The sequence below is a fragment of the Streptomyces sp. NPDC056373 genome, assembly GCF_042262425.1.
Taxonomy (GTDB): Bacteria; Actinomycetota; Actinomycetes; order Streptomycetales; family Streptomycetaceae; genus Streptomyces.
In genome coordinates this window covers 33,796-56,290 of sequence record NZ_JBHJPX010000002.1, presented here as the reverse complement: position 1 = coordinate 56,290, position 22,495 = coordinate 33,796, and the positions used below count along the sequence as shown (strand labels likewise).

15 protein-coding genes are annotated in these 22,495 nt (G+C 70.7%); 13 read left to right on the top strand and 2 right to left on the bottom strand.

Translation table 11 applies throughout. The features are described 5' to 3' along the window. The first annotated feature begins 207 nt into the window (after nucleotides 1–207). The 8 genes from ACFCXS_RS04215 to ACFCXS_RS04180 all read left to right on the top strand — a co-directional run bounded on the left by ACFCXS_RS04215 (nucleotide 208) and on the right by ACFCXS_RS04180 (nucleotide 11,805). Nucleotides 208–1,899: an extracellular solute-binding protein gene (locus ACFCXS_RS04215; protein WP_376641558.1), complete on the top strand. Its 1,692-nt coding sequence runs from the start codon at nucleotides 208–210 to the stop codon at nucleotides 1,897–1,899. A gap of 26 nt (nucleotides 1,900–1,925) precedes the next feature. After that, on the top strand, nucleotides 1,926–2,969 hold the full coding sequence (locus ACFCXS_RS04210) for an ABC transporter permease (RefSeq protein WP_376641557.1): 1,044 nt from the start codon (nucleotides 1,926–1,928) through the stop codon (nucleotides 2,967–2,969). Continuing rightward, on the top strand, nucleotides 2,966–3,901 hold the full coding sequence (locus ACFCXS_RS04205) for a carbohydrate ABC transporter permease (protein WP_376641556.1): 936 nt from the start codon (nucleotides 2,966–2,968) through the stop codon (nucleotides 3,899–3,901). Before ACFCXS_RS04210 ends, ACFCXS_RS04205 begins: the two co-directional genes overlap by 4 nt. Nucleotides 3,902–4,034: 133 nt before the next feature. Further along, on the top strand, nucleotides 4,035–6,242 hold the full coding sequence (locus ACFCXS_RS04200) for a WD40/YVTN/BNR-like repeat-containing protein (RefSeq protein ID WP_376641555.1): 2,208 nt from the start codon (nucleotides 4,035–4,037) through the stop codon (nucleotides 6,240–6,242). Continuing rightward, the gene (locus tag ACFCXS_RS04195) at nucleotides 6,239–8,218 is read left to right on the top strand and encodes a beta-galactosidase (protein ID WP_376641554.1); all 1,980 of its coding nucleotides are present in this window, start codon (nucleotides 6,239–6,241) and stop codon (nucleotides 8,216–8,218) included. The genes ACFCXS_RS04200 and ACFCXS_RS04195 overlap by 4 nt, the downstream gene beginning before the upstream one ends. Continuing rightward, entirely contained in the window at nucleotides 8,215–10,407 is a 2,193-nt protein-coding gene (locus ACFCXS_RS04190) for a glycoside hydrolase N-terminal domain-containing protein (protein WP_376641553.1), read from the top strand. Before ACFCXS_RS04195 ends, ACFCXS_RS04190 begins: the two co-directional genes overlap by 4 nt. Nucleotides 10,408–10,441: 34 nt before the next feature. Beyond that, complete coding sequence (locus ACFCXS_RS04185; RefSeq protein WP_376641552.1) at nucleotides 10,442–11,155, top strand: hypothetical protein; 714 nt, start codon at nucleotides 10,442–10,444, stop codon at nucleotides 11,153–11,155. A 35-nt stretch (nucleotides 11,156–11,190) separates the two neighbouring features. Beyond that, on the top strand, nucleotides 11,191–11,805 hold the full coding sequence (locus ACFCXS_RS04180; RefSeq protein WP_376641551.1) for a chorismate mutase: 615 nt from the start codon (nucleotides 11,191–11,193) through the stop codon (nucleotides 11,803–11,805). A 56-nt stretch (nucleotides 11,806–11,861) separates the two neighbouring features. Here ACFCXS_RS04180 and ACFCXS_RS04175 read toward each other — a convergent pair whose 3' ends face one another. After that, nucleotides 11,862–13,904 carry a TIM-barrel domain-containing protein gene (locus ACFCXS_RS04175; RefSeq protein WP_376641550.1) on the bottom strand — a complete coding sequence of 681 codons (2,043 nt, stop codon included), beginning with the start codon at nucleotides 13,902–13,904 and terminating at the stop codon, nucleotides 11,862–11,864. 192 nt (nucleotides 13,905–14,096) lie between these two features. After that, nucleotides 14,097–15,119 carry a LacI family DNA-binding transcriptional regulator gene (locus tag ACFCXS_RS04170; protein ID WP_376641983.1) on the bottom strand — a complete coding sequence of 341 codons (1,023 nt, stop codon included), beginning with the start codon at nucleotides 15,117–15,119 and terminating at the stop codon, nucleotides 14,097–14,099. A 350-nt stretch (nucleotides 15,120–15,469) separates the two neighbouring features. Here ACFCXS_RS04170 and ACFCXS_RS04165 point away from each other — a divergent pair, with 350 nt between their 5' ends. From ACFCXS_RS04165 to ACFCXS_RS04145, 5 genes are all read left to right on the top strand, one after another. Further along, the gene (locus tag ACFCXS_RS04165) at nucleotides 15,470–17,410 is read left to right on the top strand and encodes an acyl-CoA dehydrogenase family protein (protein WP_376641549.1); all 1,941 of its coding nucleotides are present in this window, start codon (nucleotides 15,470–15,472) and stop codon (nucleotides 17,408–17,410) included. A 96-nt stretch (nucleotides 17,411–17,506) separates the two neighbouring features. After that, nucleotides 17,507–18,763, top strand: a complete 1,257-nt coding sequence (gene dxr, locus ACFCXS_RS04160; RefSeq protein WP_376641548.1) for a 1-deoxy-D-xylulose-5-phosphate reductoisomerase — start codon at nucleotides 17,507–17,509, stop codon at nucleotides 18,761–18,763. Between the two features lie 8 nt (nucleotides 18,764–18,771). Continuing rightward, entirely contained in the window at nucleotides 18,772–20,064 is a 1,293-nt protein-coding gene (locus tag ACFCXS_RS04155; protein WP_376641982.1) for an RIP metalloprotease, read from the top strand. Between the two features lie 168 nt (nucleotides 20,065–20,232). Beyond that, on the top strand, nucleotides 20,233–21,390 hold the full coding sequence (gene ispG, locus ACFCXS_RS04150; RefSeq protein ID WP_376641547.1) for a flavodoxin-dependent (E)-4-hydroxy-3-methylbut-2-enyl-diphosphate synthase: 1,158 nt from the start codon (nucleotides 20,233–20,235) through the stop codon (nucleotides 21,388–21,390). A 177-nt stretch (nucleotides 21,391–21,567) separates the two neighbouring features. Beyond that, entirely contained in the window at nucleotides 21,568–22,416 is an 849-nt protein-coding gene (locus ACFCXS_RS04145; RefSeq protein WP_376641546.1) for a GNAT family N-acetyltransferase, read from the top strand. Nucleotides 22,417–22,495 lie beyond the last annotated feature (79 nt).

Below are 22,495 nucleotides of genomic sequence, written 5' to 3'. Positions count from 1 at the left end.
TGGTCCCTTCTGATGCCGGTGAGGAAGTTTGGGAACGACCCTTGTGCACCTATGGGTGTTCACTTAACCTCACAGCAACATCGAAGCGCTTCGACTGCAGAGATTCCTCTGGTCGGAGTCCCGCTTCCGCTCAGCCAGTTCCACTCGAGACACCACAGCCGACGGCTCTCCGCCGGGTGTCCTGGTGCGCCACGAAGGGTTGAAGCAATGACGCCGAACGCCGCCTCCGCCTCCTCCGGACCGAGCCGGAGAAGTTTCCTCGCCTCCACCGCGGTCGCCACCGCGGCCGTGGCGGGCGGGATGCCGCTGCTCGCCGCCTGCGGCGGGTCGGAGGGTGGGTCGCGGGACGGCACCACGTCGGGCAAGGACGCCCAGAAGATCCTGCCCGCGTACGTGGCCAGCAACGTGGTGAAGCCGGACATCCCGTCGAAGAACGGCTCCGCGCTCGGGTTCACCGGCAAGCTCGACCTCGCCGGCCTGAAGACCTCGGTGTCGAAGAAGCTCGGCAAGGGCGGCAAGGTCACCGTCATGGCGCCGTTCTGGGGCTCGCCGCCGAAGCAGAACAACGCCTACTACAAGGCGATGAACGAGCTGATCGGCGTCGACGTCTTCTGGCAGAACCAGGACGGCAACACCTACGACCAGAAGCTCGGCGCGGTCCTCGCCTCCAGCGACGTCCCGGACGTCGTGGTGGTGCCCGGCTGGAACATGGGCGGCAAGATACCCAGCGCCATCATCAGCAAGTTCGCCGACCTCGGCCCCCACCTCTCCGGGGACAAGGTCAAGGAGTACCCGAACCTCGCGGCGATCCCGACCGACGCCTGGCGGCGCTCCATCTTCGGCGGCAAGCTGCGCGGCCTGCCGATGCCGGCGCCGTCCGCCCCCTCCATGGTGCCGCTGTACCGGCAGGACATCTTCGAGAAGGAGGGCTACGAAGTCCCGAAGTCCTGCGACGAGTTCATGGCCCTGGCCAAGGAGATCACCAACGCCAAGGCCAAGCGCTGGGCCTGCCTGGACATGAAGTGGACCGCCTTCCAGGCCTTCGGTGTGCTCTCGGGCAGTGAGAAGCCGCTCGGCTGGAACCTCGTCGACGGCAAGCTCGTCAACCGCATCGAGACCGAGGAGTTCCTCGAGGCGCTGGAGTGGTCCCGCAAGCTCTTCGCCGCAGGGGTCGTCCACCCCGACTCCATGATGGGCAAGAACGCCCCCGACGCGGGCCCCAAGTTCGCGGCGGGCGAGTTCCTGATCTACCCCAACAACATCTCCCAGTGGTGGGGCCGCACCGCTGAACAGGCCACTCAGAACCCCGACTTCAAGATCTGGGGCATGGACGTCTGGGGCCACGACGGCGGCGACCCCAGCCTGTGGGCCGAACAGCCCGCCGGCATCTTCGCCTTCGTCAACAAGAAGGCCTCCGAGTCGGTCATCCGCGACGTGCTGGCCGTCGCCAACGTCACCGCGGCGCCGTACGGCACCAAGGAGTACATGATGACCAACTACGGCGTCGAAGGCACCCACTACACAGTCAAGGACGGCGTCCCCGTCAAGACCGACAAGGGCAACATCGAGGTGATGAACGCCTACGTCATGGTCGCGAGCCCCGCCGCGACCCTCGCCCACCCGGACTTCCCCGACGTCGCCAAGGGCCAGGTCGAGTGGGAGCAGCGGATGGGCGCCTTCGCCAGGAAGTCCTCCTTCTGGGGCATGCAGATCACCGAGCCCGCCCGGTACACGAACCTCTCCAACGACGCCGAGCAGCTGGAGGACGACATCGTCCGCGGCCGCAAGAAGATCAGCGACATGCAGCAGTTCGTCTCCGACTGGAAGAGCAAGGGCGGCGACAAGCTGCGCGACTGGTACCAGAAGATCCTCGACGAGAACGGCAGCGCGGCCAACTGACCCGGGTTCGAGGCAAGGAGAAGGCCGTGTCCCACAGCACGGTGCCTCGCAGCAGTGCCGAGGCGACAACGAAGATTCCGCGCCCCGGGAACCCGGTGGCCCCCGGCGGTGCCACCGGCTCCGCGGGCGAGCGCCCGACGGGCAGGCTGAGCCTCAAGGTCAGGTTCAGACGCGACCGGCTGCTGCTTCTGATGACCCTGCCGGCCCTGGGTCTGATCCTGCTCTTCAACTACGTGCCGATCCTCGGCAACGTCGTCGCGTTCCAGGAGTACGACCCGTACATCAGCGACAACGGCGCCGTCTCCATCCTGAACAGTCCCTTCGTGGGCCTGGAGAACTTCCAGCGGATCTTCGAGGACTCGGCCTTCTGGAACGCCGTCCAGAACACCCTGGTGCTGTTCTTCCTCCAGATCGTGCTGTTCTTCCCGATCCCGATCCTGCTCGCGCTGCTCATCAACAGCGTGATCAGGCCCCGGGTGCGGGCGGTCGCGCAGGCCGTGCTCTACCTGCCGCACTTCTTCTCCTGGGTGCTGGTCATCGCCGTCTTCCAGCAGCTCTTCGGCGGCGCGGGAATCCTCTCCCAACTGCTGCGGCAGAACGGGTACGACGGTCTCGACATCATGACCAACCCGGGCACCTTCCCCCTGCTGATCACCGCGGAGAGCATCTGGAAGGACGTCGGCTGGGGAATCATCGTCTTCCTCGCCGCGCTCGCCTCGGTGAGCCCCGACCTCTACGAGGCCGCGGCGATGGACGGCGCGAGCCGCTGGCGCCGGATGTGGCACGTCACCCTCCCCGCACTGCGCCCGGTGATCGCTCTGCTGCTGGTGCTGCGCGTCGGTGACGCCCTCACCGTCGGCTTCGAGCAGATCCTGCTGCAGCGCGACGCCGTGGGGCCGGGGGCGGGAGAGGTGCTCGACACCTTCGTGTGGTGGAACGGCGTGCGCAACCAGGACTTCAGCTACGCGGCCGCGGCCGGTCTGATCAAGGGTGTCGTGAGCCTCGGACTGGTCCTCGTCGCGAACAAGGTGGCCCATCTCATGGGCGAGCAGGGGGTGTACAAGAAGTGACCGCCGTCATCGACAAAACCGTGAGCGAGCCGGGCCGGTGGCAGGCCCCGCCCCGGCCGGCCTGGGAGGAGGAGCCGTCCAGGGCCGGCCTCGCGGGCAAGGGCCTGGCACTGTCGCTGGCCTGCCTCGCCATCCTCTTCCCGCTGTGGATCGTCGTCGTGACGAGCCTGTCGTCGCGCAGGACCATCGACGAGGCCGGCGGGCTGGTGATGGTGCCCAAGGGGATCACCTTCGTCGCGTACAAGGAACTGCTGAGCGGCGGCCAGGTCACCCGGGCCACGATCATCAGCCTTCTCGTGACCCTGCTCGGCACGCTGTTCTCGATGACCGTGTCCGTCCTGTGCGCGTACGGGCTGTCCCGGACGGGGTCGCTGGGGCACCGCTGGATCCTGATGACGCTGCTGGCGACGATGTTCTTCAGCGCCGGGCTCATCCCGACGTACCTGCTGGTGCAGACCCTCGGGCTGACGGACACCTATCTGGCGCTCATCCTGCCCAGTGCGGTGAGCGTGTTCAACATCCTCGTGCTGCGCGGGTTCTTCATGGGGATATCGCAGGAACTCGTCGACAGCGCACGCATCGACGGCGCCGGTGACTTCAGGATCCTGTGGCAGATCGTCGTGCCGTTGTCCCGGGCCGTGATCGCGGTGATCACGCTCTTCTACGCCGTCGGGTACTGGAGTGCCTGGTTCAACGCGTCGCTGTACCTGAACGACCAGGACATGATGCCGCTGCAGAACGTCATGATCCAGCTGGTGCAGAAGCAGGAGGCCCCGGTGGGACTGGGGCAGGCCATCAAGACGGGACAGCTGTCGGGGCTGGCGGTGCAGATGGCTGTGATGGTGATGGCCCTGCTGCCGGTCGCCGTGCTGTCCCCCTTCGTCCAGAAGCACTTCAGGAAGGGCATGCTCACCGGGGCCGTCAAGGGCTGAGCCCGACGCCCACCCGGTGGGTGCTCCTGTCGTCCGGCGGCCGCGGGCAGCGTTGTGGCCGGTCGCGCAGTTCCCCGCGCCCCTTCAGGGCGCTTCCCTCCCCCCAACCTCACACAACGACGAGGTGTGTGTCATGCATGCGTCCAGCCTCTCCAGACGTGCCGTTCTCGCCGGGACCGCTGCCGCCGCCGCGGCCGTCTCCCTGCCGCTGACCCAGGGGCAGGCCCGGGCCGCCGCCACCCCCGCGCAGAGCGGATACCGCTGGCGCAACGCCGTCCAGGGCGGCACGGGATTCGTCACCGGCGTGCTGTTCCACCCCTCCGTCGAGGGACTCGCCTATCTCCGCACCGACATCGGAGGCGCCTACCGCTGGGACGACCGGGCCGACCGGTGGATCCCGCTGACCGACCACATCGGCTGGGACGACTGGAACCTGCTCGGCGTGGAGGCCATGGCCGTCGACCCGGCACACCCGAACCGCGTCTACCTCGCCCTCGGCACGTACACACAGTCCTGGGCAGGCAACGGCGCCGTGCTGCGGTCCGAGGACCGGGGGGCCACCTGGCAGCGCACCGACCTCACCGTGAAGCTCGGGGCCAACGAGGACGGCCGCGGCTGCGGTGAACGGCTGCTCGTCGACCCGCGGGACAGCGACACCCTGTGGCTGGGCACCCGGCACGACGGGCTGCTCAAGTCGACCGACCGGGGCGCCAGTTGGCAGGCCGTGAGTTTCCCGGCCGCCCCGGGCGCCACCGGCCAGGGCATCACCCTCCTGGTCGCCGCCGGCCGCAGCGTCTACGCCGGCTGGGGTGACTCCGACGGCACCGCCGAAAAGCCCAGTCTGTACCGCACGTCCGACGGCACCACCTGGCAGGCCGTCCCCGGGCAGCCCACCGGCACCGCCGCCAGGGTGCCGGTCCGGGCCGCGTACGACCGGCACACCCGCGAGCTGTACGTGACCTACGGAGACGCCCCCGGCCCCAACGGCCAGACCGACGGCAGCGTGCACAAGTTGCGGACGGCGACCGGGAAGTGGACCGAGGTCACCCCGGCGAAGCCCGGCGGGCCCACGGGCGACGGCGGGACCGACACCTTCGCCTACGGCGGCATCGCCGTCGACGCCCGGCGCCCGGGCACCGTCGTCGTCGCCACCAACAACCGCTGGTCGCTGGTGGACACCCTGTACCGGACCACCGACGGCGGCCGCACCTGGACGTCCCTCAAGGAAAAGGCCGTCCTCGACGTCTCCGAGACGCCTTACCTCACCTTCGGCGCCGACAAGCCCAAGTTCGGCTGGTGGATCCAGGCCGTCGGGCTCGACCCGTTCGACTCCCGGCACGTCGTGTACGGCACCGGCGCCACCCTCTACGGCACCCGTGACCTCAAGCACTGGGCCCCGCAGATCCGCGGAGTGGAGGAGGCGTCCGTACGGCATCTGATCTCGCCCCCGGCCGGCAAGGCGCACCTGCTCAGCGGCTGCGGGGACATCGGCGTGATGTACCACGAGCGGCTCACGGCGTCCCCCGCGCGCGGCATGGCGTCGAACCCGGTGTTCAGCACGGCGACAGGCCTGTCGATGGCCGCGGCCAGACCGTCCTACGTGGTCCGGTCCGGCTGGGGGGACCACGGGAACGGCGCCTTCTCCGACGACGGCGGCAGGACCTGGGCCCCCTTCGCGACCCAGCCCCCCGTCGCCAAGTCCGCGCCCGGCCCGATCGCCACCAACGCCGACGGCAGCGTGCTGCTGTGGTCCTTCGGCACGGCCAACCCGGGCTACCGCTCCGCGGACAACGGCGTCACGTGGTCCGAGACCGGCTCCTTCCCCAAGGGCGCCGTGCCCGTCGCCGACCCCGTCGACCCGGCCCGCTTCTACGCCTTCGACACCACCACCGGCACGCTCTTCGCCGGTACCGACAGCGGCCGGACCTTCACCGCCCGGGCCACCGGCCTGAACTCCGGCGACAGCGAGTTCCAGCTGGTCGCGGCGCCGGGGCGCTCCGGTGACCTGTGGCTGAGCCTCAAGTGGAACGGGCTGTACCGCTCGACCGACGGCGGCGCGACCTTCACCAAGGTGAGCAGCTGCTGGGCCTCGTACACGCTCGGGTTCGGCAAGGCCGCCGAGGGCGCCTCCTACCCGGCGATCTACATGGTCGGCGCCACGGAGACCATCACGGCCGTCTACCGCTCCGACGACGAGGCGAAGACCTGGACGCGGATCAACGACGACCGGCACCAGTGGGGCTGGATCGGAGCCGCCGTCACCGGGGACCCGCGCGTGTACGGCCGCGTGTACATCGCCAGCAACGGACGCGGCGTGCAGTACGGGGAACCCGTCCGATGAGCGAGGGGAAACGGCCCGGGCCGGGCGACGCCACCCGGGGCCGGCTCCTCTTCGGCGGCGACTACAACCCGGAGCAGTGGCCCGAGGAGACCTGGCACGAGGACGTCCGGCTGATGAAGGACGCCGGCGTCAACTCCGTCACCCTCGGTGTGTTCTCCTGGTCGACGCTCGAACCGGAACCGGGGGCACGCGAGTTCGGCCTGCTGGACACGGTGATGGACCTGATGCACGACAACGGCATCGGCGTCGTCCTCGCCACCCCCACCTCCTCGCCCCCGCCCTGGATGGGCCGGCTGCACCCCGACACCCTGCCCGTCACCGAGGACGGCCGCACCGAGTGGTGGGGCGGCCGGCAGCACTTCTCGCACTCCAGCGCCACCTACCGGCGCTACGCCGCCGCCATCACCGAGGACCTGGCCGCCCGCTACGCCGGCCACCCGGCCCTCACCATGTGGCACATCAACAACGAGTACTGCACCTACGACCACGGCGACGAGGCAGCTGCCGCCTTCCGACGGTGGCTGCGCGAGAAGCACCGCACGCTCGACGCCCTCAACGAGGCCTGGGGCACCGCCTTCTGGAGCCAGGGCTACGACACCTGGGACGGCATCCTGCCGCCCCGGCTGCCCCACTACCTGCGCAACCCCGGCCAGGTCCTGGACTTCCGCCGGTTCACCTCCGACATGCTCCTGGAGTGTTACACCGCCGAGCGGGACATCGTCCGGCGGCACACCCCGCATCTGCCGGTCACCAGCAACTTCATGCCGCTGTGGTTCGGGCAGGACGCGTGGCGCTGGGCCGAGGAGGAGGACGTCGTCTCCGTCGACCTCTACCCCGACCCGCGTGATCCGCTCGGCGCACAGTACGGCGCCCTCGTCCAGGACATGACCCGCTCCCAGGCCCGCGGGCCCTGGATGCTGATGGAGCAGGCGGCCGGGCCGGTCAACTGGCGGGGTGTGAACCACCCCAAGCCCCGCGGCCTCAACCGGCTGTGGTCCCTGCAGGCCGTGGCCCGGGGCGCCGACGCCGTCTGCTACTTCCAGTGGCGCCAGTCCCGGCAGGGCGCGGAGAAGTTCCACTCCGGCATGGTCAGCCACGCGGGGGCCGAGGGCCGCACGTACCAGGAGGTCAAACGGCTCGGCGCCGACCTGGAACGCATCGCCCCCGAGGTGACCGGCCGGCACCTCACCGCGGGCGTCGCCGTCCTGCACGACTGGCACTCCTGGTGGGCCGGTGCCCAGGACGGCCGCCTCTCCAGCCAGGTGGAGTACCCGGACGTGCTGCGTGCCTGGCACCGGGCCCTGTGGCAGATCCACCTCACCACCGACTTCGCCCACCCCGAGCACGACCTGACGCGGTATCCGCTGGTCGTCGTACCGCAGTTGTACGCCCTCACGGACGCCGCGATCGACAACCTCCTCGCCTACGTGCGGCAGGGCGGCACCCTCGTCTGCGGCTTCCTGACCGGTGTCGCCGACCAGGACGACCGGGTGCGGCCCGGGGGCATGGACGCCCGGCTGCGCGCCCTGTTCGGCATCCGCACGCTGCACGAATGGTGGCCGCTGGACGCGGGGGAGACCGTGGCCTGCGAGGGCTTCCGGGGCACGCTGTGGTCCGAGGAGATCGAGCCCGCCGATCCCGACGGCACGACCTGCTACAAGGGCGGCGAACTCGACGGCATGCCGGCCGTCCTGCACAAGGGCCGCGCCTGGTACGTCTCCACGCTCCCGGAGCCCGAGGCGCTGCGCGACCTGCTGGCCTCGATCGCCGCAGGCGCGGGCGTCCGGCCGGAGCTCGACGGTCTGCCCGGGCACGTCGAGGCCGTACGCCGGGGCGAGGTGCTGTTCCTGCTCAACCACGGCCGCGAGCCGGTGACCGTGGAGGTGCCCGGCACCCACCACGACCTGCTGACCGCAACGGACGTCACCGACCGGGTCACCCTCGGCCGCCACGGGGCGGCGGTGCTGCGGCCATGACCGGCTCCGGGCCCGTCCACGGCACCTGGGAGCCACTGCCGGCCGCCCGCTGGGAGGACGGCTTCCTCAGCGGCAACGGCAGGCACGGTGCCCTGGTGTTCGGCCCTCCGCACGCCGAACGGGTCGTCGTCACGCATCACACCCTGGTGCGGCCCGGCGGCCGGGACCCCCGGCCCCCGCAGCTCGCCGACGGCCTGCCCGGGCTGCAGGACCGCCTCCTGGCGGGCGACACGACCGCCGCCGAGGACTTCACGGACGGCCGCCCCCTGCAGTGGGTGCAGCCCTTCCACCCCGCCTTCCAGGTCCGGCTGGCCGGGCCCCCGGACGGCGGCCACGACTACCGCCGGGACGTCGACTTCACCACCGGAGTGGTGAGCGCGACCTGCGCCGGCCGGGTGAGCCGGGTCTTCGTCTCCCGCGCCGACGACGTCATCGTCCAGCACGTCGCGGGACCCGGTCTCACCCTCGCCGTCGACCTCGACCCCCGGCTGCCCGGTGCCCCCGCCCGACTGGGCATCGGCCACGGAGCGGTCCTCACCCCCGAGGGCGCTCTGCTCAGCCTGCGCGCCCGCTACCCGGACAGCGACCGGGCCTGCACCGGCGTCACCCAGATCGTCGTCACCGGGGGCACGACCACCCTCGTGCCCCCGGGCGCGCACATCGAGGGCGCCCGGTCCGTGCTGCTCCTCACCCGGGTGCACCGGCACACCGGCGAACTCGACGTGGTCGCCGAAGGCCGTGCCCTGCGCGACCTGCCCACCGCCTACGACGAACTGCTCGAACGCCACACCGCCCTGCACCGCACCGCCTACGAACGCGTCACCCTCGACCTCGCGGCCGACCCCGCCGACCGCGCCCGGCCGGGCACGGAGCTGCTCGAGCGGCCACGCAGCACCGCCCTGCCGGAGCGCCTCTTCGCCGCCGGGCGCTACCACCTGCTCTCCGCGAGCGGCCTCTTCCCGCCCCGCCTGACCGGGCTGTGGACCGGCGACTGGAACACCGCCTGGTCGGGCGCGTTCACCAACGACGCCAACCTCAACCTGCAGACCGCCTCGTCCGCCGCCGCGGCTCTCCCCGAGGTCACCGAGGCCCACGCGAGGCTGATCCAGCGTCTGCTGCCCGACTGGCGTGACAACGCCCGCGTGATCTTCGGCGCCCGGGGCGTCGTCGCCCCCGCCCACACCGACGGCGAGTCCGGCCACTCCTACCACTTCAGCCGCGAGTACCCGCTCCACCTGTGGACCGCCGGCGCCGACTGGCTGCTCAAGCCGCTCGTCGACCACGACGAGACCCATGGCGCCCGCGACCCCCGCACCGCCGCCGCCCTCGCCGAAGTCGCCCTGTTCTACGAGGACTTCCTCACCAGGACCGACGAGAACGGCCACCTCGTCGTCGTGCCCTCCTACTCGCCCGAGAACCGCCCGGTGGGCGCGAGCTGGGGCACGGTCAATGCCGCCATGGACCTCTCCGCGGCCCGCCACGCCCTGCGCACGGCGGCGGCCTACCACCCGGACACTCCGGACGCCGCCCGCTGGCGCGCCCTCTCCGACCGGCTCCCGCCGCACCGGATCAACGAGGACGGAGCCCTGGCCGAATGGGCGTGGCCCGGCCTCGGGGACTCCTACGACCACCGCCACCTCAGCCACCTGTACGGCGTGTGGCCGCTCGACGAGATCACCCCCTACGACAGCCCCGGACTCGCCGCCGCGGCCCACCGCGCCCTCGAACTGCGCGGCGCCGGGAACGACTCCGCGCACGGGCATCTGCACCATGCCCTGATCGCGGCCCGGCTCGGGGACGCGGACCGTGTCGCCCAGGCCCTCGGCCAGGTCCTGGACGGCGACTTCTTCCACGCCTCCCTGATGAGCGCGCACTACCCCGGCCGCGACGTCTACAACGCCGACGCGGCGCACACCCTGCCCGCCGTGCTGATCGAGATGCTCGTCCGGTCGACCCCCGACCGGCTGGTCCTGCTGCCCGCGCTGCCGGCGACGTACCCCGAGGGCGCCCTGCGCGGGGTGCGCACCCGCTTCGGGGCCGAGCTCGACCTCACCTGGACGCGGGACGGTGCCACCGCCGTCATCAGACCCGGCCGCACCCACCGCGTCGAACTGCGGACTTCCTCCGGCGCAGAATCCCTCCACCTGGTCGCCGGAGAAGACCACGTCCTCACCCTGAGGGCGTGGTAGTTCCCCCCACCCCCCCACCCATGGAAGGGACACCATGGCATCAAGCACGCTGAGCAGGGTCACCAAGGCCCTGCTGGCTCCCGCCCTGGCGCTCGGCGCCACGATCGGCCTCGCCTCCGCCCCCGCCTCCGCCGCCGTCTGGAACACCTGCGACCAGTGGGGCCAGACCAACCTGAACGGCTACACGCTCTACAACAACATCTGGGGCTCCGGCGCCGGCAGCCAGTGCATCTGGGCCAACTCCGGCACGAACTGGGGGATCTGGGCCAACCACCCCAACACCGGCGGCATCAAGTCCTACCCGAACCAGACGAAGGCGATCAACAAGCCGATCACCTCGCTGGGCTCACTCTCCAGCAGCTACAACGTCAGCGTCCCGTCGTCCGGCGCGTACAACACGTCCTACGACATCTGGGACACGGACCACGACTACGAGATCATGCTCTGGGTCAACAAGACCGGACCCGTCGGCCCGCTCGGCACCTCGCAGGGCAGCGTCAGCCTCGGCGGCCACTCCTGGAACGTGTTCAAGGGCACCAACGGCTCCAACGAGGTGTTCTCGTTCATCCGCACCTCCAACTCCAGCTCCGGCACCGTGAACATCCTGTCGATCCTGAAGTGGATCAAGGACACCAAGAAGTGGATGGGCAACGAGACGATCGGTGACGTGCAGTTCGGCTACGAGGTCACCTCGTCGTCCGGCGGGCTGAACTTCACCACCAACAACCTGACCGTGAGCAGCAGTTGACCTGATCATGGGGAAACGTCGGGTTTGATGGGGGCATGCGTACCACCCCCCTCCGACGTGCCCTGATCACCGTGACCGCGACCGCGGCCGTCGTCCTCACGGCGACGGGTTCCGCGGTCGCGGTTCCGTTCTCCGGCACCACGACGGCCCCCCGCGCCGCCGCCCGCTCCCTGTCCCCTCTGCACTCCGTCGTCGAGCTCGCCGCCGAACGCCTGGCCACCGCCGACCTGGTCGCCGCCGCCAAATGGGGCACCGACAGCCCCATCGACGACCCCGCCCGCGAACAGCAGGTCCTCGACGACGTGGGCGACCGGGCCCAGCAGCTCGGCGCCGACCCGGACGAGATCCGTGCGATCTTCCGTGACCAGATCGAGGCCAACAAGGTCGTCCAGCGGGGCCTGTTCCAGCGCTGGACCGACCATCCCGGCGAGGCCCCGACGACCAAGCCGGACCTGAACGTCGTACGGCAGAAGATCAACCAGGTCACCGGCGCGCTCGTCGAAGCCCTCGCCGGCACCTCCGCGGACCGCGGCGCCCTCACCTGCCGCCCCGAACTGGCGCTCGCTGGTCTCCAAGTCCACCACGAGAAGCACCTCGACGCCCTGCACACCCGGGCCCTGGCCCGCGCGCTGCCCTCCGTCTGCCGCTGACCTGATGAGAACGCGGCCGGTCCCTGCCCTCGCGGGGACCGGCCGCACACCTGGGGTCATGCCGCGATCGGCAACTCCGCCCCGTCCCGCAGGAACAGCGGGATCCGGTCCAGCGGGGCGTCGACCGTCACGGTCCGCCCGCCCCCGTACGTCTCACCCGTCCACGCGTCCGTCCACGACGCCCCCGCGGGAAGGTACGCCGTACGGGCGGTGGCGCCGGCCGTCAGCACCGGTGCGACCAGCAGATCGGGACCGAACAGGTAGGAGTCGTCGACCGACCAGGCTCCCGGGTCGTCCGGGAACTCCAGGAACAGCGGCCGCATCACCGGCAGGCCCTCCTCGTGGGCCGCCCGCATCACGTCCAGCACATACGGCTTCAGCCGCTCGCGCAGCCGCAGGTACCGCTCCAGGATCGCCCCGGCCTCCTCGCCGTAGGACCACACCTCGTTCGGGCCGCCCGTCATCGCCGGGCCCAGCGGCATGCCCGGGTCGCGGAAGCCGTGCAGCCGCATCAGCGGGGACAGCGCGCCGAACTGGAACCAGCGGACCATCACCTCCCGGTACGCAGGGTCGTCCGGGTCGCCGCCGTGGAAGCCGCCGATGTCCGTGTTCCACCACGGGATGCCCGACAGCGCCGTGTTGAGGCCGGCCGCGATCTGGCGGCGCAGGGTCGGGAAGTCCGTGCCGATGTCACCGGACCACAGGGCGGCGCCGTAGCGCTGACTGCCCGCCCACGCCGAGCGGTTGAGGGTGACGATCTCCTCCTCGCCGGTGGCGGCCAGGCCCTCGTAGAAGGTGCGGGCGTTCTCCGCCGGGTAGGCGTTGCCGACCTCCAGGCCCGGTCCCGCCCAGTAGCGCAGGTTCTCCTGGAAGCCCGGCTTCAGCTCCGGCTCGCACGCGTCCAGCCAGAACGCCGTGATGCCGTACGGGTCGAGGTAGTTCTCCTTCACCTTCGACCACACGAACTCCCGGGCTTCCGGATTGGTGGCGTCGTAGAAGGCGACCTGCACCGTGGAGGCGACCTCCTTGTCGGGCCAGTCGGCGTGCGCCATCGGACCGTACTGGGTGCCGATGAACCAGCCGCGCTGCTCCAGCACCGGGTGGTTCTCGCTCAGCGGCGACACCGACGGCCAGACGCTCACCACGAGCTTGATGCCGAGCTCCTCCAGCTCCCGCACCATCGCCGCGGGGTCGGGCCACTCCTTCGGGTCGAACTTCCAGTCGCCGAGGTGCGTCCAGTGGAAGAAGTCGCAGACGATCGCGGAGATGGGCAGTCCCCGCCGCTTGTACTCCCGGGCCACCGCCATGAGTTCGTCCTGGGTGCGGTAGCGCAGCTTGCACTGCCAGAAGCCCGCCGCCCACTCGGGCAGCATGGGGCTGCGGCCGGTCACCGCGCTGTAGCGGCGCTGGCCGGCGGCCGGGTCGCCCGCCGTGATCCAGTAGTCGATCTGCCGGGCCGAGTCGGCGACCCACCGCGTGCCGTTGTGGGCCAGCTCCACGCGGCCGATGGCCGGGTTGTTCCACAGCAGCGTGTAGCCGCGGCTGGAGGTCAGCACCGGGATGCCGACCTCGGCGTTGCGCTGGACCAGGTCCAGCACCAGGCCCTTCTGGTCGAAACGCCCGTGCTGGTGCTGGCCGAGGCCGTACAGCTTCTCGTCGTCGTAGGCGGCGAAGCGCTGCTCCAGGCGGTGGTGGCCGTTGCCGACCGCCGTGTACAGGCGGGAGCCGGGCCACCAGAAGTGGGCGCGGTCCTCGGCGAGGATTTCCTCGGAGTCCTCGGTCCGCAGGAAGCGGATCAGGCCCTCGGCGCTCACCTCGACGGTGAGTGCGCCGACGGTCAGCAGACCGGTGCCGTCCTCGGTCTTCACCGTGGACGGTGTCGCGGGGGCCTCGTCGAGCAGGGCGCCCGGGAGTCCTTCCAGGACCGGACCGCCGAGCCGGGCGCGCACCCGGACCGCGTCCGGACCCCACGGTTCGATCCGGAGGGTCTCCTGGCGGCCGCTCCACTCCAGGGCACCGCCCCGCTCACGGAACGTGCCGACAGTGGGGGAGGACTGCGCCAGACTCACCTGGGGCTGGGTTTCGGCAGGCTGATTCACGCGTGCTCCTGTGCTCCTGGAGGAGTGCGGACATGGGGGTGCCCTGAGGGGCGTGTTCGAGGCGTGCGATGCGCGAGGCCGGTGTGACTTCGAGGCGGCCGGGGGCATGGGTGCTCACGACGGCCGTGCCCACGGCCGTCGCGCCAAGGGTTGCGTGGCGGTACCGGCAGTGCTGGTCGTGCCCGGTCGTGCTTATCGGTGCCGCGGCCGGCTCGGTGCCGGGCCCGTGCTCCCCCGTACCGTCAGCTCGGGCGCGATCAGCACGACCTCGTCGCTGCCGCGCCCCTCTAGCTTGGCGACCAGGTGGTCCACCGCGTGCCGGCCCATCTCCTGCGCGGGGATGGCCACCGACGTGAGCCGCACCGAGGCCTGCGTCGCGACCTGGTCGGGGCAGATCGCGACCACCGACACGTCCTCCGGCACGGCCCGGCCCTGCTGCCGCAACAGCGCGAGCAGCGGCTCGACCGCCGACTCGTTCTGCACGATCAGGCCCGAGGTGCCGGGGCGTTCGTCGAGGATCCGGGCGAGGGTGACCGCCATCGCGTCGTACCCGCCCTCGCACGGCCGGTGCAGCAGCCGGACGCCCAGTTCGGCGGAACGCGACCTGAGCCCCTCGAGGGTGCGCTCGGCGAAGCCCGTGTGCCGCTCGTAGACGGCCGGGGCCTCCCCGATGACGGCGATGTCCTGGTGCCCCTGCTTGGCCAGGTGCTCCACGCACAGCGCGCCCGTCGCCCAGAAGTCCAGATCGACGCAGGTCAGACCCGAAGTGTCGGCGGGCAGCCCCATCAGCACGGACGGCTGGTCCGTCGCGCGCAGCAAGGGCAGCCGCTCGTCGTCGAGTTCGACGTCCATGAGGATCATGCCGTCGGCGAGCCCGCTGCCGGATACGCGGCGCACCGCGTCGGGGCCCTCCTCGCCGGTGAGCAGCAGCACGTCGTACCCGTGGGCGCGGGCGGAGGTCGCCACGGCGATGGCGATCTCCATCATCACCGGCACGTACATGTCCGTGCGCAGCGGGACCATGAGCGCGATGATGTTCGACTTGCTGCTGGCCAGGGCGCGGGCCCCGGCGTTCGGGTGGTACCCGAGCTCGCGGATGCTCCGCTCGACCCGCTGCCGGGTGTTCGCGGAGATGGACCGCTTGCCGCTGAGGACATAGCTCACCGTGCTCGCCGAGACTCCGGCGTGCTGGGCGACCTCGGCGAGGGTGACCATCCAGCTCTCCAAGTTCTTTGTGAAGCGCTTCGACAGTGCGCGTTGATGAGTAAGGGGTGTGAGGGTGGTTCGACAGTAGCCCCAGCAGGTGTGGGTGTCCATAGGTCGTCGAAGCGCTTCGATGCGGATTTCGCCGAAGCCCTCGCGGGACCGGAGCCGCCACCGGGACGGCACTTCGATGCAACACCGTCGTCAGGCGCGCGACAAGTGCCGGGGGTGCTCGGCCCCCCTTCGGCTGAACGGACGCGCGAGGACTGGTGGGAGCGTCCGGATTCGGGTACCAACGATCCAGTAGCACTGGTCGGTAACGAAACGGTCCTCCATCTTCTAGTTGCGGCGAGGTGCCCCTCATGTCCGCTTCCACCACTCCTTCGTCCCGTCCCGCCGTCACCGAGCGGGAGGCCCGTGAGGTGGCGGAGGCCGCCCGGGAACAGCACTGGCGCAAGCCCAGCTTCGCCAAGGAGCTGTTCCTCGGCCGCTTCCGGCTCGACCTCATCCACCCCCACCCCCTCCCGGCCGGCGAGGCGGCCGAGCGCGGCGAGGAGTTCCTCGCCAAGCTCCGCGACTTCGTCGAGACCAAGGTCGACGGGGCCCTCATCGAGCGCGAGGCCCGGATCCCCGACGAGGTGATCGACGGGCTGAAGGAGCTCGGCGCCTTCGGCATGAAGATCGACACCAAGTACGGCGGCCTCGGCCTCGGGCAGGTGTACTACAACAAGGCGCTCGCCCTGGCCGGCTCCGCGAGCCCCGCGATCGGCGTGCTGCTCTCCGCGCACCAGTCGATCGGCGTGCCCCAGCCCCTGAAGCTGTTCGGCACCCAGGAGCAGCGGGAGCGCTTCCTGCCGCGCTGCGCCCGTACGGACATCAGCGCCTTCCTGCTCACCGAACCCGACGTCGGCTCCGACCCGGCGCGCCTGGCCACCACGGCGATCCCGGACGGCGACGACTACGTCCTGGACGGCGTGAAGCTGTGGACCACCAACGGCGTCGTCGCCGACCTGCTGGTCGTCATGGCCCGGGTCCCGAAGAGCGAGGGCCACCGCGGCGGCATCACCGCCTTCGTCGTCGAGACGAACTCGCCGGGCGTCACCGTCGAGAACCGCAACGCCTTCATGGGCCTGCGCGGCATCGAGAACGGCGTCACCCGCTTCCACCAGGTCCGCGTCCCCGCCGCCAACCGCGTCGGCGAGGAGGGCCAGGGCCTGAAGATCGCCCTGACCACCCTCAACACCGGGCGCCTGTCGCTGCCGGCCTCCTGCGTCGCGGCCGGCAAATGGTGCCTGAAGATCGCCCGGGAGTGGACGGCGGCCCGCGAGCAGTGGGGCAAGCCCGTCGCGCACCACGAGGCGGTCGGCTCCAAGATCTCCTTCATCGCGGCCACCACCTTCGCCCTGGAGGCCGTGACCGACCTGGCCTCCCAGATGGCCGACGAGGACCGCAACGACATCCGCATCGAAGGCGCCCTCGCCAAGCTGTACGCCTCCGAGATGGCCTGGACGATGGCCGACGAGCTGGTCCAGATCCGCGGGGGCCGCGGATTCGAGACGGCCGACTCCCTGCGGGCCCGCGGCGAGCGCGGTGTCCCGGCCGAGCAGCTGCTGCGCGACCTGCGCATCAACCGCATCTTCGAGGGCTCCACCGAGATCATGCACCTGCTGATCGCGCGCGAGGCCGTCGACGCCCACCTGTCGGTCGCCGGTGACCTCATCGACCCCGGGAAGTCCCTGGGCGACAAGGCCAGGGCCGGCGCGAACGCGGGCGTCTTCTACGCCAAGTGGCTGCCGAAACTGGTCGCCGGCCCCGGTCAGCTCCCCGCCTCCTACGGCGAGTTCAGACACGACGTGGACCTCTCCGGCCACCTGCGCTACGTCGAGCGCACCGCCCGCAAGCTCGCCCGCTCCACCTTCTACGCCATGTCCCGCTGGCAGGGCCGGATGGAGTCCAAGCAGGGCTTCCTCGGCCGGATCGTCGACATCGGCGCCGAACTGTTCGCCATGAGCGCGTCCTGCGTGCGGGCGGAGCTCCTGCGCGGCCAGGGCGACCACGGCCGCGAGGCCTACCAGCTGGCCGACGTCTTCTGCCGCCAGTCCCGCATCCGGATCGAGGAACTCTTCACCCGCCTGTGGACCAACACCGACCACCTCGACCGCAAGGTCGTCAAGGGCGTCCTGTCCGGCACGTACGAGTGGCTGGAGCAGGGCATCGTCGACCCGTCGGGCGAGGGTCCCTGGATCGCGGACGCGACACCGGGGCCGTCCCGGAAGGAGAACGTCCACCGGCCGATCCGATAGGTCCGGCCCTCCCGGGGGCGTGCACAGGTGTGGCGCGCGCCCCCGGGAAGGGGATGCGCTGTCCTCACACACCGGCCTTACGGCAACAATGGAGCAATGAGCGACAGTCCAGCCCCCCTCGCCGATCCGCACCTCGTCTACGACCCCGTGGCGGGCGACGGCCCCAAGGACGTGGTGATCCTCGGCTCCACCGGGTCCATCGGCACCCAGGCCATCGACCTCGTGCTGCGCAACCCCGACCGGTTCCGGGTCACCGGCCTCTCGGCCAACGGCGGCCGGATCGCCCTCCTCGCCGAGCAGGCGTACCGGCTGCGGGTGCGGACGGTCGCGGTCGCCCGCGAGGACGTCGTACCGGCCCTGCGCGAGGCGCTCACCGCGCAGTACGGCCCCGGCGAGCCGCTCCCCGAGCTCCTCACCGGCCCGGACGCGGCCACCCACCTGGCGGCGTCCGACTGCCACACCGTCCTGAACGGCATCACCGGCTCCATCGGACTCGCCCCGACCCTGGCCGCCCTGGAGGCGGGCCGCACCCTCGCGCTGGCGAACAAGGAGTCACTCATCGTCGGCGGGCCGCTGGTCAAGGCCCTCGCCAAGCCCGGGCAGATCATCCCGGTCGACTCCGAGCACGCCGCCCTCTTCCAGGCCCTGGCCGCCGGCACCCGCGCCGACGTCCGCAAGCTCGTCGTCACCGCCTCCGGCGGCCCCTTCCGCGGCCGCACCAAGGCCGAGCTGGCGAACGTCACCGTCGAGGACGCCCTCGCCCACCCCACCTGGGCCATGGGCCCGGTCATCACGATCAACTCCGCGACCCTCGTCAACAAGGGCCTGGAGGTCATCGAGGCACACCTCCTCTACGACATTCCCTTCGACCGCATTGAGGTGGTCGTGCATCCCCAGTCGTATGTCCACTCGATGGTTGAGTTCACGGATGGATCGACACTGGCCCAGGCGACCCCGCCCGACATGCGCGGGCCCATCGCCATCGGCCTCGGCTGGCCCGAGCGGGTGCCCGACGCGGCGCCCACCTTCGACTGGAGCAAGGCCTCGACCTGGGAGTTCTTCCCGCTCGACAACGAGGCCTTCCCCTCGGTGAACCTCGCCCGGCACGTGGGCCAGCTCGCGGGCACCGCCCCGGCGGTGTTCAACGCGGCCAACGAGGAGAGCGTGGAGGCCTTCCGTCAGGGGGCACTGCCCTTCGACGGGATCATGGACACCGTCACCCGGGTCGTCGAGGAGCACGGCACGCCGCGTACGGGAACTCCGCTCACCGTGTCGGACGTCCTCGAAGCGGAGACCTGGGCGCGGACCCGGGCCCGGGAACTGGCGGCACAGACGGCGGAGGCCCGTGCATGACGACCCTGATGTTCATCCTCGGCATAGTCCTCTTCGCGGTCGGCCTGCTCGTCTCGATCGCGTGGCACGAGCTGGGGCACCTGTCCACCGCCAAGCTCTTCGGCATCCGTGTGCCGCAGTACATGGTCGGCTTCGGGCCCACGATCTTCTCGCGCAACAAGGGCGAGACGGAGTACGGCATCAAGGCCATCCCGTTCGGCGGCTACATCCGCATGATCGGCATGTTCCCGCCCGGCCCCGACGGCCGGATGGAAGCCCGCTCCACCTCCCCGTGGCGCGGCATGATCGAGGACGCCCGCACCGCCGCCTACGAGGAACTCCAGCCGGGCGACGAGAAGCGCATGTTCTACACGCGCGCCCCCTGGAAGCGCGTGATCGTCATGTTCGCGGGCCCCTTCATGAACCTGATCCTGGCGGTGGCGCTGTTCCTCACGGTCCTGATGGGCTTCGGAATCACCCAGCAGACCACCACGGTCAGCTCGGTCTCGCAGTGCGTCATCGCGCAGAACGAGAACCGCGACAAGTGCGGGAAGGGCGACCCGGCCGCCCCCGCCGCCGCGGCGGGCCTCAAGGCGGGCGACAAGATCGTCTCCTTCAACGGGGTGAAGACCGACGACTGGAACGAGCTGTCCGACCTGATCCGCGCCACCCCCGGTAAGGAGGTGCCGATCGTCGTCGACCGCAAGGGCCAGGACCTCACCCTGCACGCGAAGATCGCCACCAACCAGGTCGCCAGGAAGGACGCGAGCGGCCAGATCGTCCAGGGGCAGTACGTCCAGGCCGGATTCCTCGGCTTCAGCGCCGCCACGGGTGTGGTCAAGCAGGACTTCGGCGAGTCCGTGACCTGGATGGGCGACCGGATCGGCGAGGCCGTCGACTCCCTCGCCGCCCTCCCCGGCAAGATCCCGGCCCTGTGGAACGCGGCCTTCGACGGAGCCCCGCGCGAGGCCGACTCCCCGATGGGCGTGGTCGGCGCGGCCCGCGTCGGCGGTGAGATCTTCACCCTCGACATCCCGCCCACCCAGCAGCTGGCCATGGCCCTGATGCTGGTCGCCGGCTTCAACCTCTCGCTGTTCCTGTTCAACATGCTCCCGCTGCTGCCGCTCGACGGCGGTCACATCGCGGGCGCGCTGTGGGAGTCGCTGCGCCGCAACACGGCCAAGGTGCTGCGCAGGCCGGACCCGGGCCCCTTCGACGTGGCGAAGCTCATGCCGGTCGCCTACGTCGTCGCGGGGATCTTCATCTGCTTCACGATCCTGGTGCTGATCGCGGACGTGGTGAACCCGGTGAAAATCTCCTAGTCATACGGCGTTCACGGCGGCCCGGCAGACTTTTCGCCGGGCCGCCCCCCATCGAGTGGCCCGGCGGGTGGGATGTGCTCGCCCCGAGGCATGTGCCGTAATCTCGAATCTCGGAGCCCGCTGCTCACGGGACCGGACCTTGATCCACGACTTGGGGTTGCACAGCAGATGACTGCGATTTCTCTCGGCATGCCGTCCGTTCCGACCAAGCTCGCCGAGCGCCGGAAGAGCCGCCAGATCCAGGTCGGGACCGTGGCCGTCGGCGGGGACGCCCCCGTGTCGGTGCAGTCGATGACCACGACGCGCACCTCGGACATCGGCGCGACGCTGCAGCAGATCGCCGAACTGACCGCTTCCGGCTGCCAGATCGTCCGCGTCGCCTGCCCGACCCAGGACGACGCCGACGCGCTCGCGACCATCGCGCGCAAGTCGCAGATCCCGGTGATCGCGGACATCCACTTTCAGCCGAAGTACGTGTTCGCGGCGATCGAGGCGGGCTGCGCCGCCGTCCGCGTCAACCCCGGCAACATCAAGCAGTTCGACGACAAGGTCAAGGAGATCGCGAAGGCGGCCCGGGACCACGGCACCCCGATCCGCATCGGCGTCAACGCCGGCTCCCTCGACCGGCGCCTGCTCCAGAAGTACGGCAAGGCGACCCCCGAGGCCCTCGTCGAGTCGGCCCTGTGGGAGGCGTCCCTCTTCGAGGAGCACGACTTCCGCGACATCAAGATCTCCGTCAAGCACAACGACCCGGTCGTCATGATCGAGGCCTACAAGCAGCTCGCCGCCCAGTGCGACTACCCGCTGCACCTCGGCGTCACGGAGGCGGGCCCGGCCTTCCAGGGCACGATCAAGTCGGCGGTCGCCTTCGGCGCGCTCCTCTCCCAGGGCATCGGCGACACGATCCGCGTCTCGCTCTCGGCGCCCCCCGCCGAGGAGGTCAAGGTCGGCATCCAGATCCTGGAGTCCCTGAACCTCAAGGAGCGCGGCCTGGAGATCGTCTCCTGCCCCTCCTGCGGCCGCGCCCAGGTCGACGTCTACAAGCTCGCCGAAGAGGTGACGGCCGGCCTCACCGGCATGGACGTCCCCCTCCGCGTCGCCGTCATGGGCTGCGTCGTCAACGGCCCCGGCGAGGCCCGCGAGGCCGACCTCGGCGTCGCCTCCGGCAACGGCAAGGGCCAGATCTTCGTCAAGGGCGAGGTCATCAAGACCGTCCCCGAGTCCAAGATCGTGGAGACCCTCATCGAGGAGGCCATGAAGCTGGCCGAGCAGATGGAGAAGGACGGCGTGACCTCGGGCGAGCCGTCGGTGGCGGTCGCGGGCTGACCACTTGGCGACGTCGGTGCCCGCGCCCCGCTCTTCCGGGGGCGCGGGGAACTGCGCGAACGGCCCCGATGCTCCCGCGTACGCCCTCCTACCGTCGCTCCCGGGCTCCGAGGCGTCTCACCCGAGCAGCGCAGCTATAGTGCGGGGACCAGCAACCCCAGTTCGTGAGGCCCGCACGTGTTGACGCAGACCACCTCACGGGTCCTCGAACCGAGCGACCTGGACGCCGCGCTCGCCGTCCTCGACCGCGAGCCGGTCGCGAACGCCTTCGTGACGTCCCGCGTTCAGATCGCCGGACTCGACCCGTGGCGGCTCGGCGGTGAGATGTGGGGCTGGTACGAGGACGGCGTACTCGCCTCCCTCTGCTACGCCGGCGCCAACCTGGTCCCGATCTGCGCGGGCCCGCGCGCCGTCCGCGCCTTCGCCGACCGCGCCCGCCGGGCCGGTCGCCGCTGTTCCTCCATCGTCGGCCCCTCCGGCGCCACCTCCGACCTGTGGCGCCTCCTGGAACCCCAGTGGGGCCCGGCCCGCGACGTCCGCCGCCACCAGCCGCTCATGGTCACCGACCGCCCCTCGGCCGACGTCACCCCGGACCCCTACGTCCGTCGCGTCCGCAAGGACGAGATGGAGACGGTCATGCCGGCGTGCGTGGCCATGTTCACCGAAGAGGTCGGCGTCTCCCCGCTGGCCGGCGACGGCGGCCTGCTCTACCAGGCACGCGTCGCCGAACTCGTCGGCTCCGGCCGCGCCTTCGCCCGCTTCGACGCGGACGGCAAGGTCGTCTTCAAGGCCGAGATCGGCGCCGCGACGGACCGCGCCTGCCAGATCCAGGGCGTGTGGGTGGCCCCCGAACACCGGGGCACGGGCCTGGCGGCCCCCGGCATGGCGGCGGTCCTGCGCTACGCCCTCGCCGATGTCGCCCCGGTCGTGAGCCTGTACGTCAACGACTTCAACACCGCGGCCAGGCGGGCCTACCAGCGGGTGGGCTTCGAGGAAGTGGGAGCTTTCATGAGCGTGCTGTTCTGAACGCCCCCGAAGCGGCGCGGGGAACTGCGCGACCAGCCACGTCCGAGCCCGCACCCGGCCATGAACGGCAACCCCCCTG

What these genes read in the sequence shown, in the direction of transcription:
- ACFCXS_RS04185 (WP_376641552.1), top strand. Translation starts at nt 10,442, where the DNA reads ATGGCATCAAGCACGCTGAGCAGGGTCACCAAGGCCCTGCTGGCTCCC.
- ACFCXS_RS04190 (WP_376641553.1), top strand. Translation starts at nt 8,215, where the DNA reads ATGACCGGCTCCGGGCCCGTCCACGGCACCTGGGAGCCACTGCCGGCC.
- ACFCXS_RS04200 (WP_376641555.1), top strand. Translation starts at nt 4,035, where the DNA reads ATGCATGCGTCCAGCCTCTCCAGACGTGCCGTTCTCGCCGGGACCGCT.
- dxr (WP_376641548.1), top strand. Translation starts at nt 17,507, where the DNA reads ATGAGCGACAGTCCAGCCCCCCTCGCCGATCCGCACCTCGTCTACGAC.
- ACFCXS_RS04170 (WP_376641983.1), bottom strand. Translation starts at nt 15,119, where the DNA reads ATGGTCACCCTCGCCGAGGTCGCCCAGCACGCCGGAGTCTCGGCGAGC.
- ispG (WP_376641547.1), top strand. Translation starts at nt 20,233, where the DNA reads ATGACTGCGATTTCTCTCGGCATGCCGTCCGTTCCGACCAAGCTCGCC.
- ACFCXS_RS04215 (WP_376641558.1), top strand. Translation starts at nt 208, where the DNA reads ATGACGCCGAACGCCGCCTCCGCCTCCTCCGGACCGAGCCGGAGAAGT.
- ACFCXS_RS04195 (WP_376641554.1), top strand. Translation starts at nt 6,239, where the DNA reads ATGAGCGAGGGGAAACGGCCCGGGCCGGGCGACGCCACCCGGGGCCGG.
- ACFCXS_RS04165 (WP_376641549.1), top strand. Translation starts at nt 15,470, where the DNA reads ATGTCCGCTTCCACCACTCCTTCGTCCCGTCCCGCCGTCACCGAGCGG.
- ACFCXS_RS04155 (WP_376641982.1), top strand. Translation starts at nt 18,772, where the DNA reads ATGTTCATCCTCGGCATAGTCCTCTTCGCGGTCGGCCTGCTCGTCTCG.
- ACFCXS_RS04180 (WP_376641551.1), top strand. Translation starts at nt 11,191, where the DNA reads ATGCGTACCACCCCCCTCCGACGTGCCCTGATCACCGTGACCGCGACC.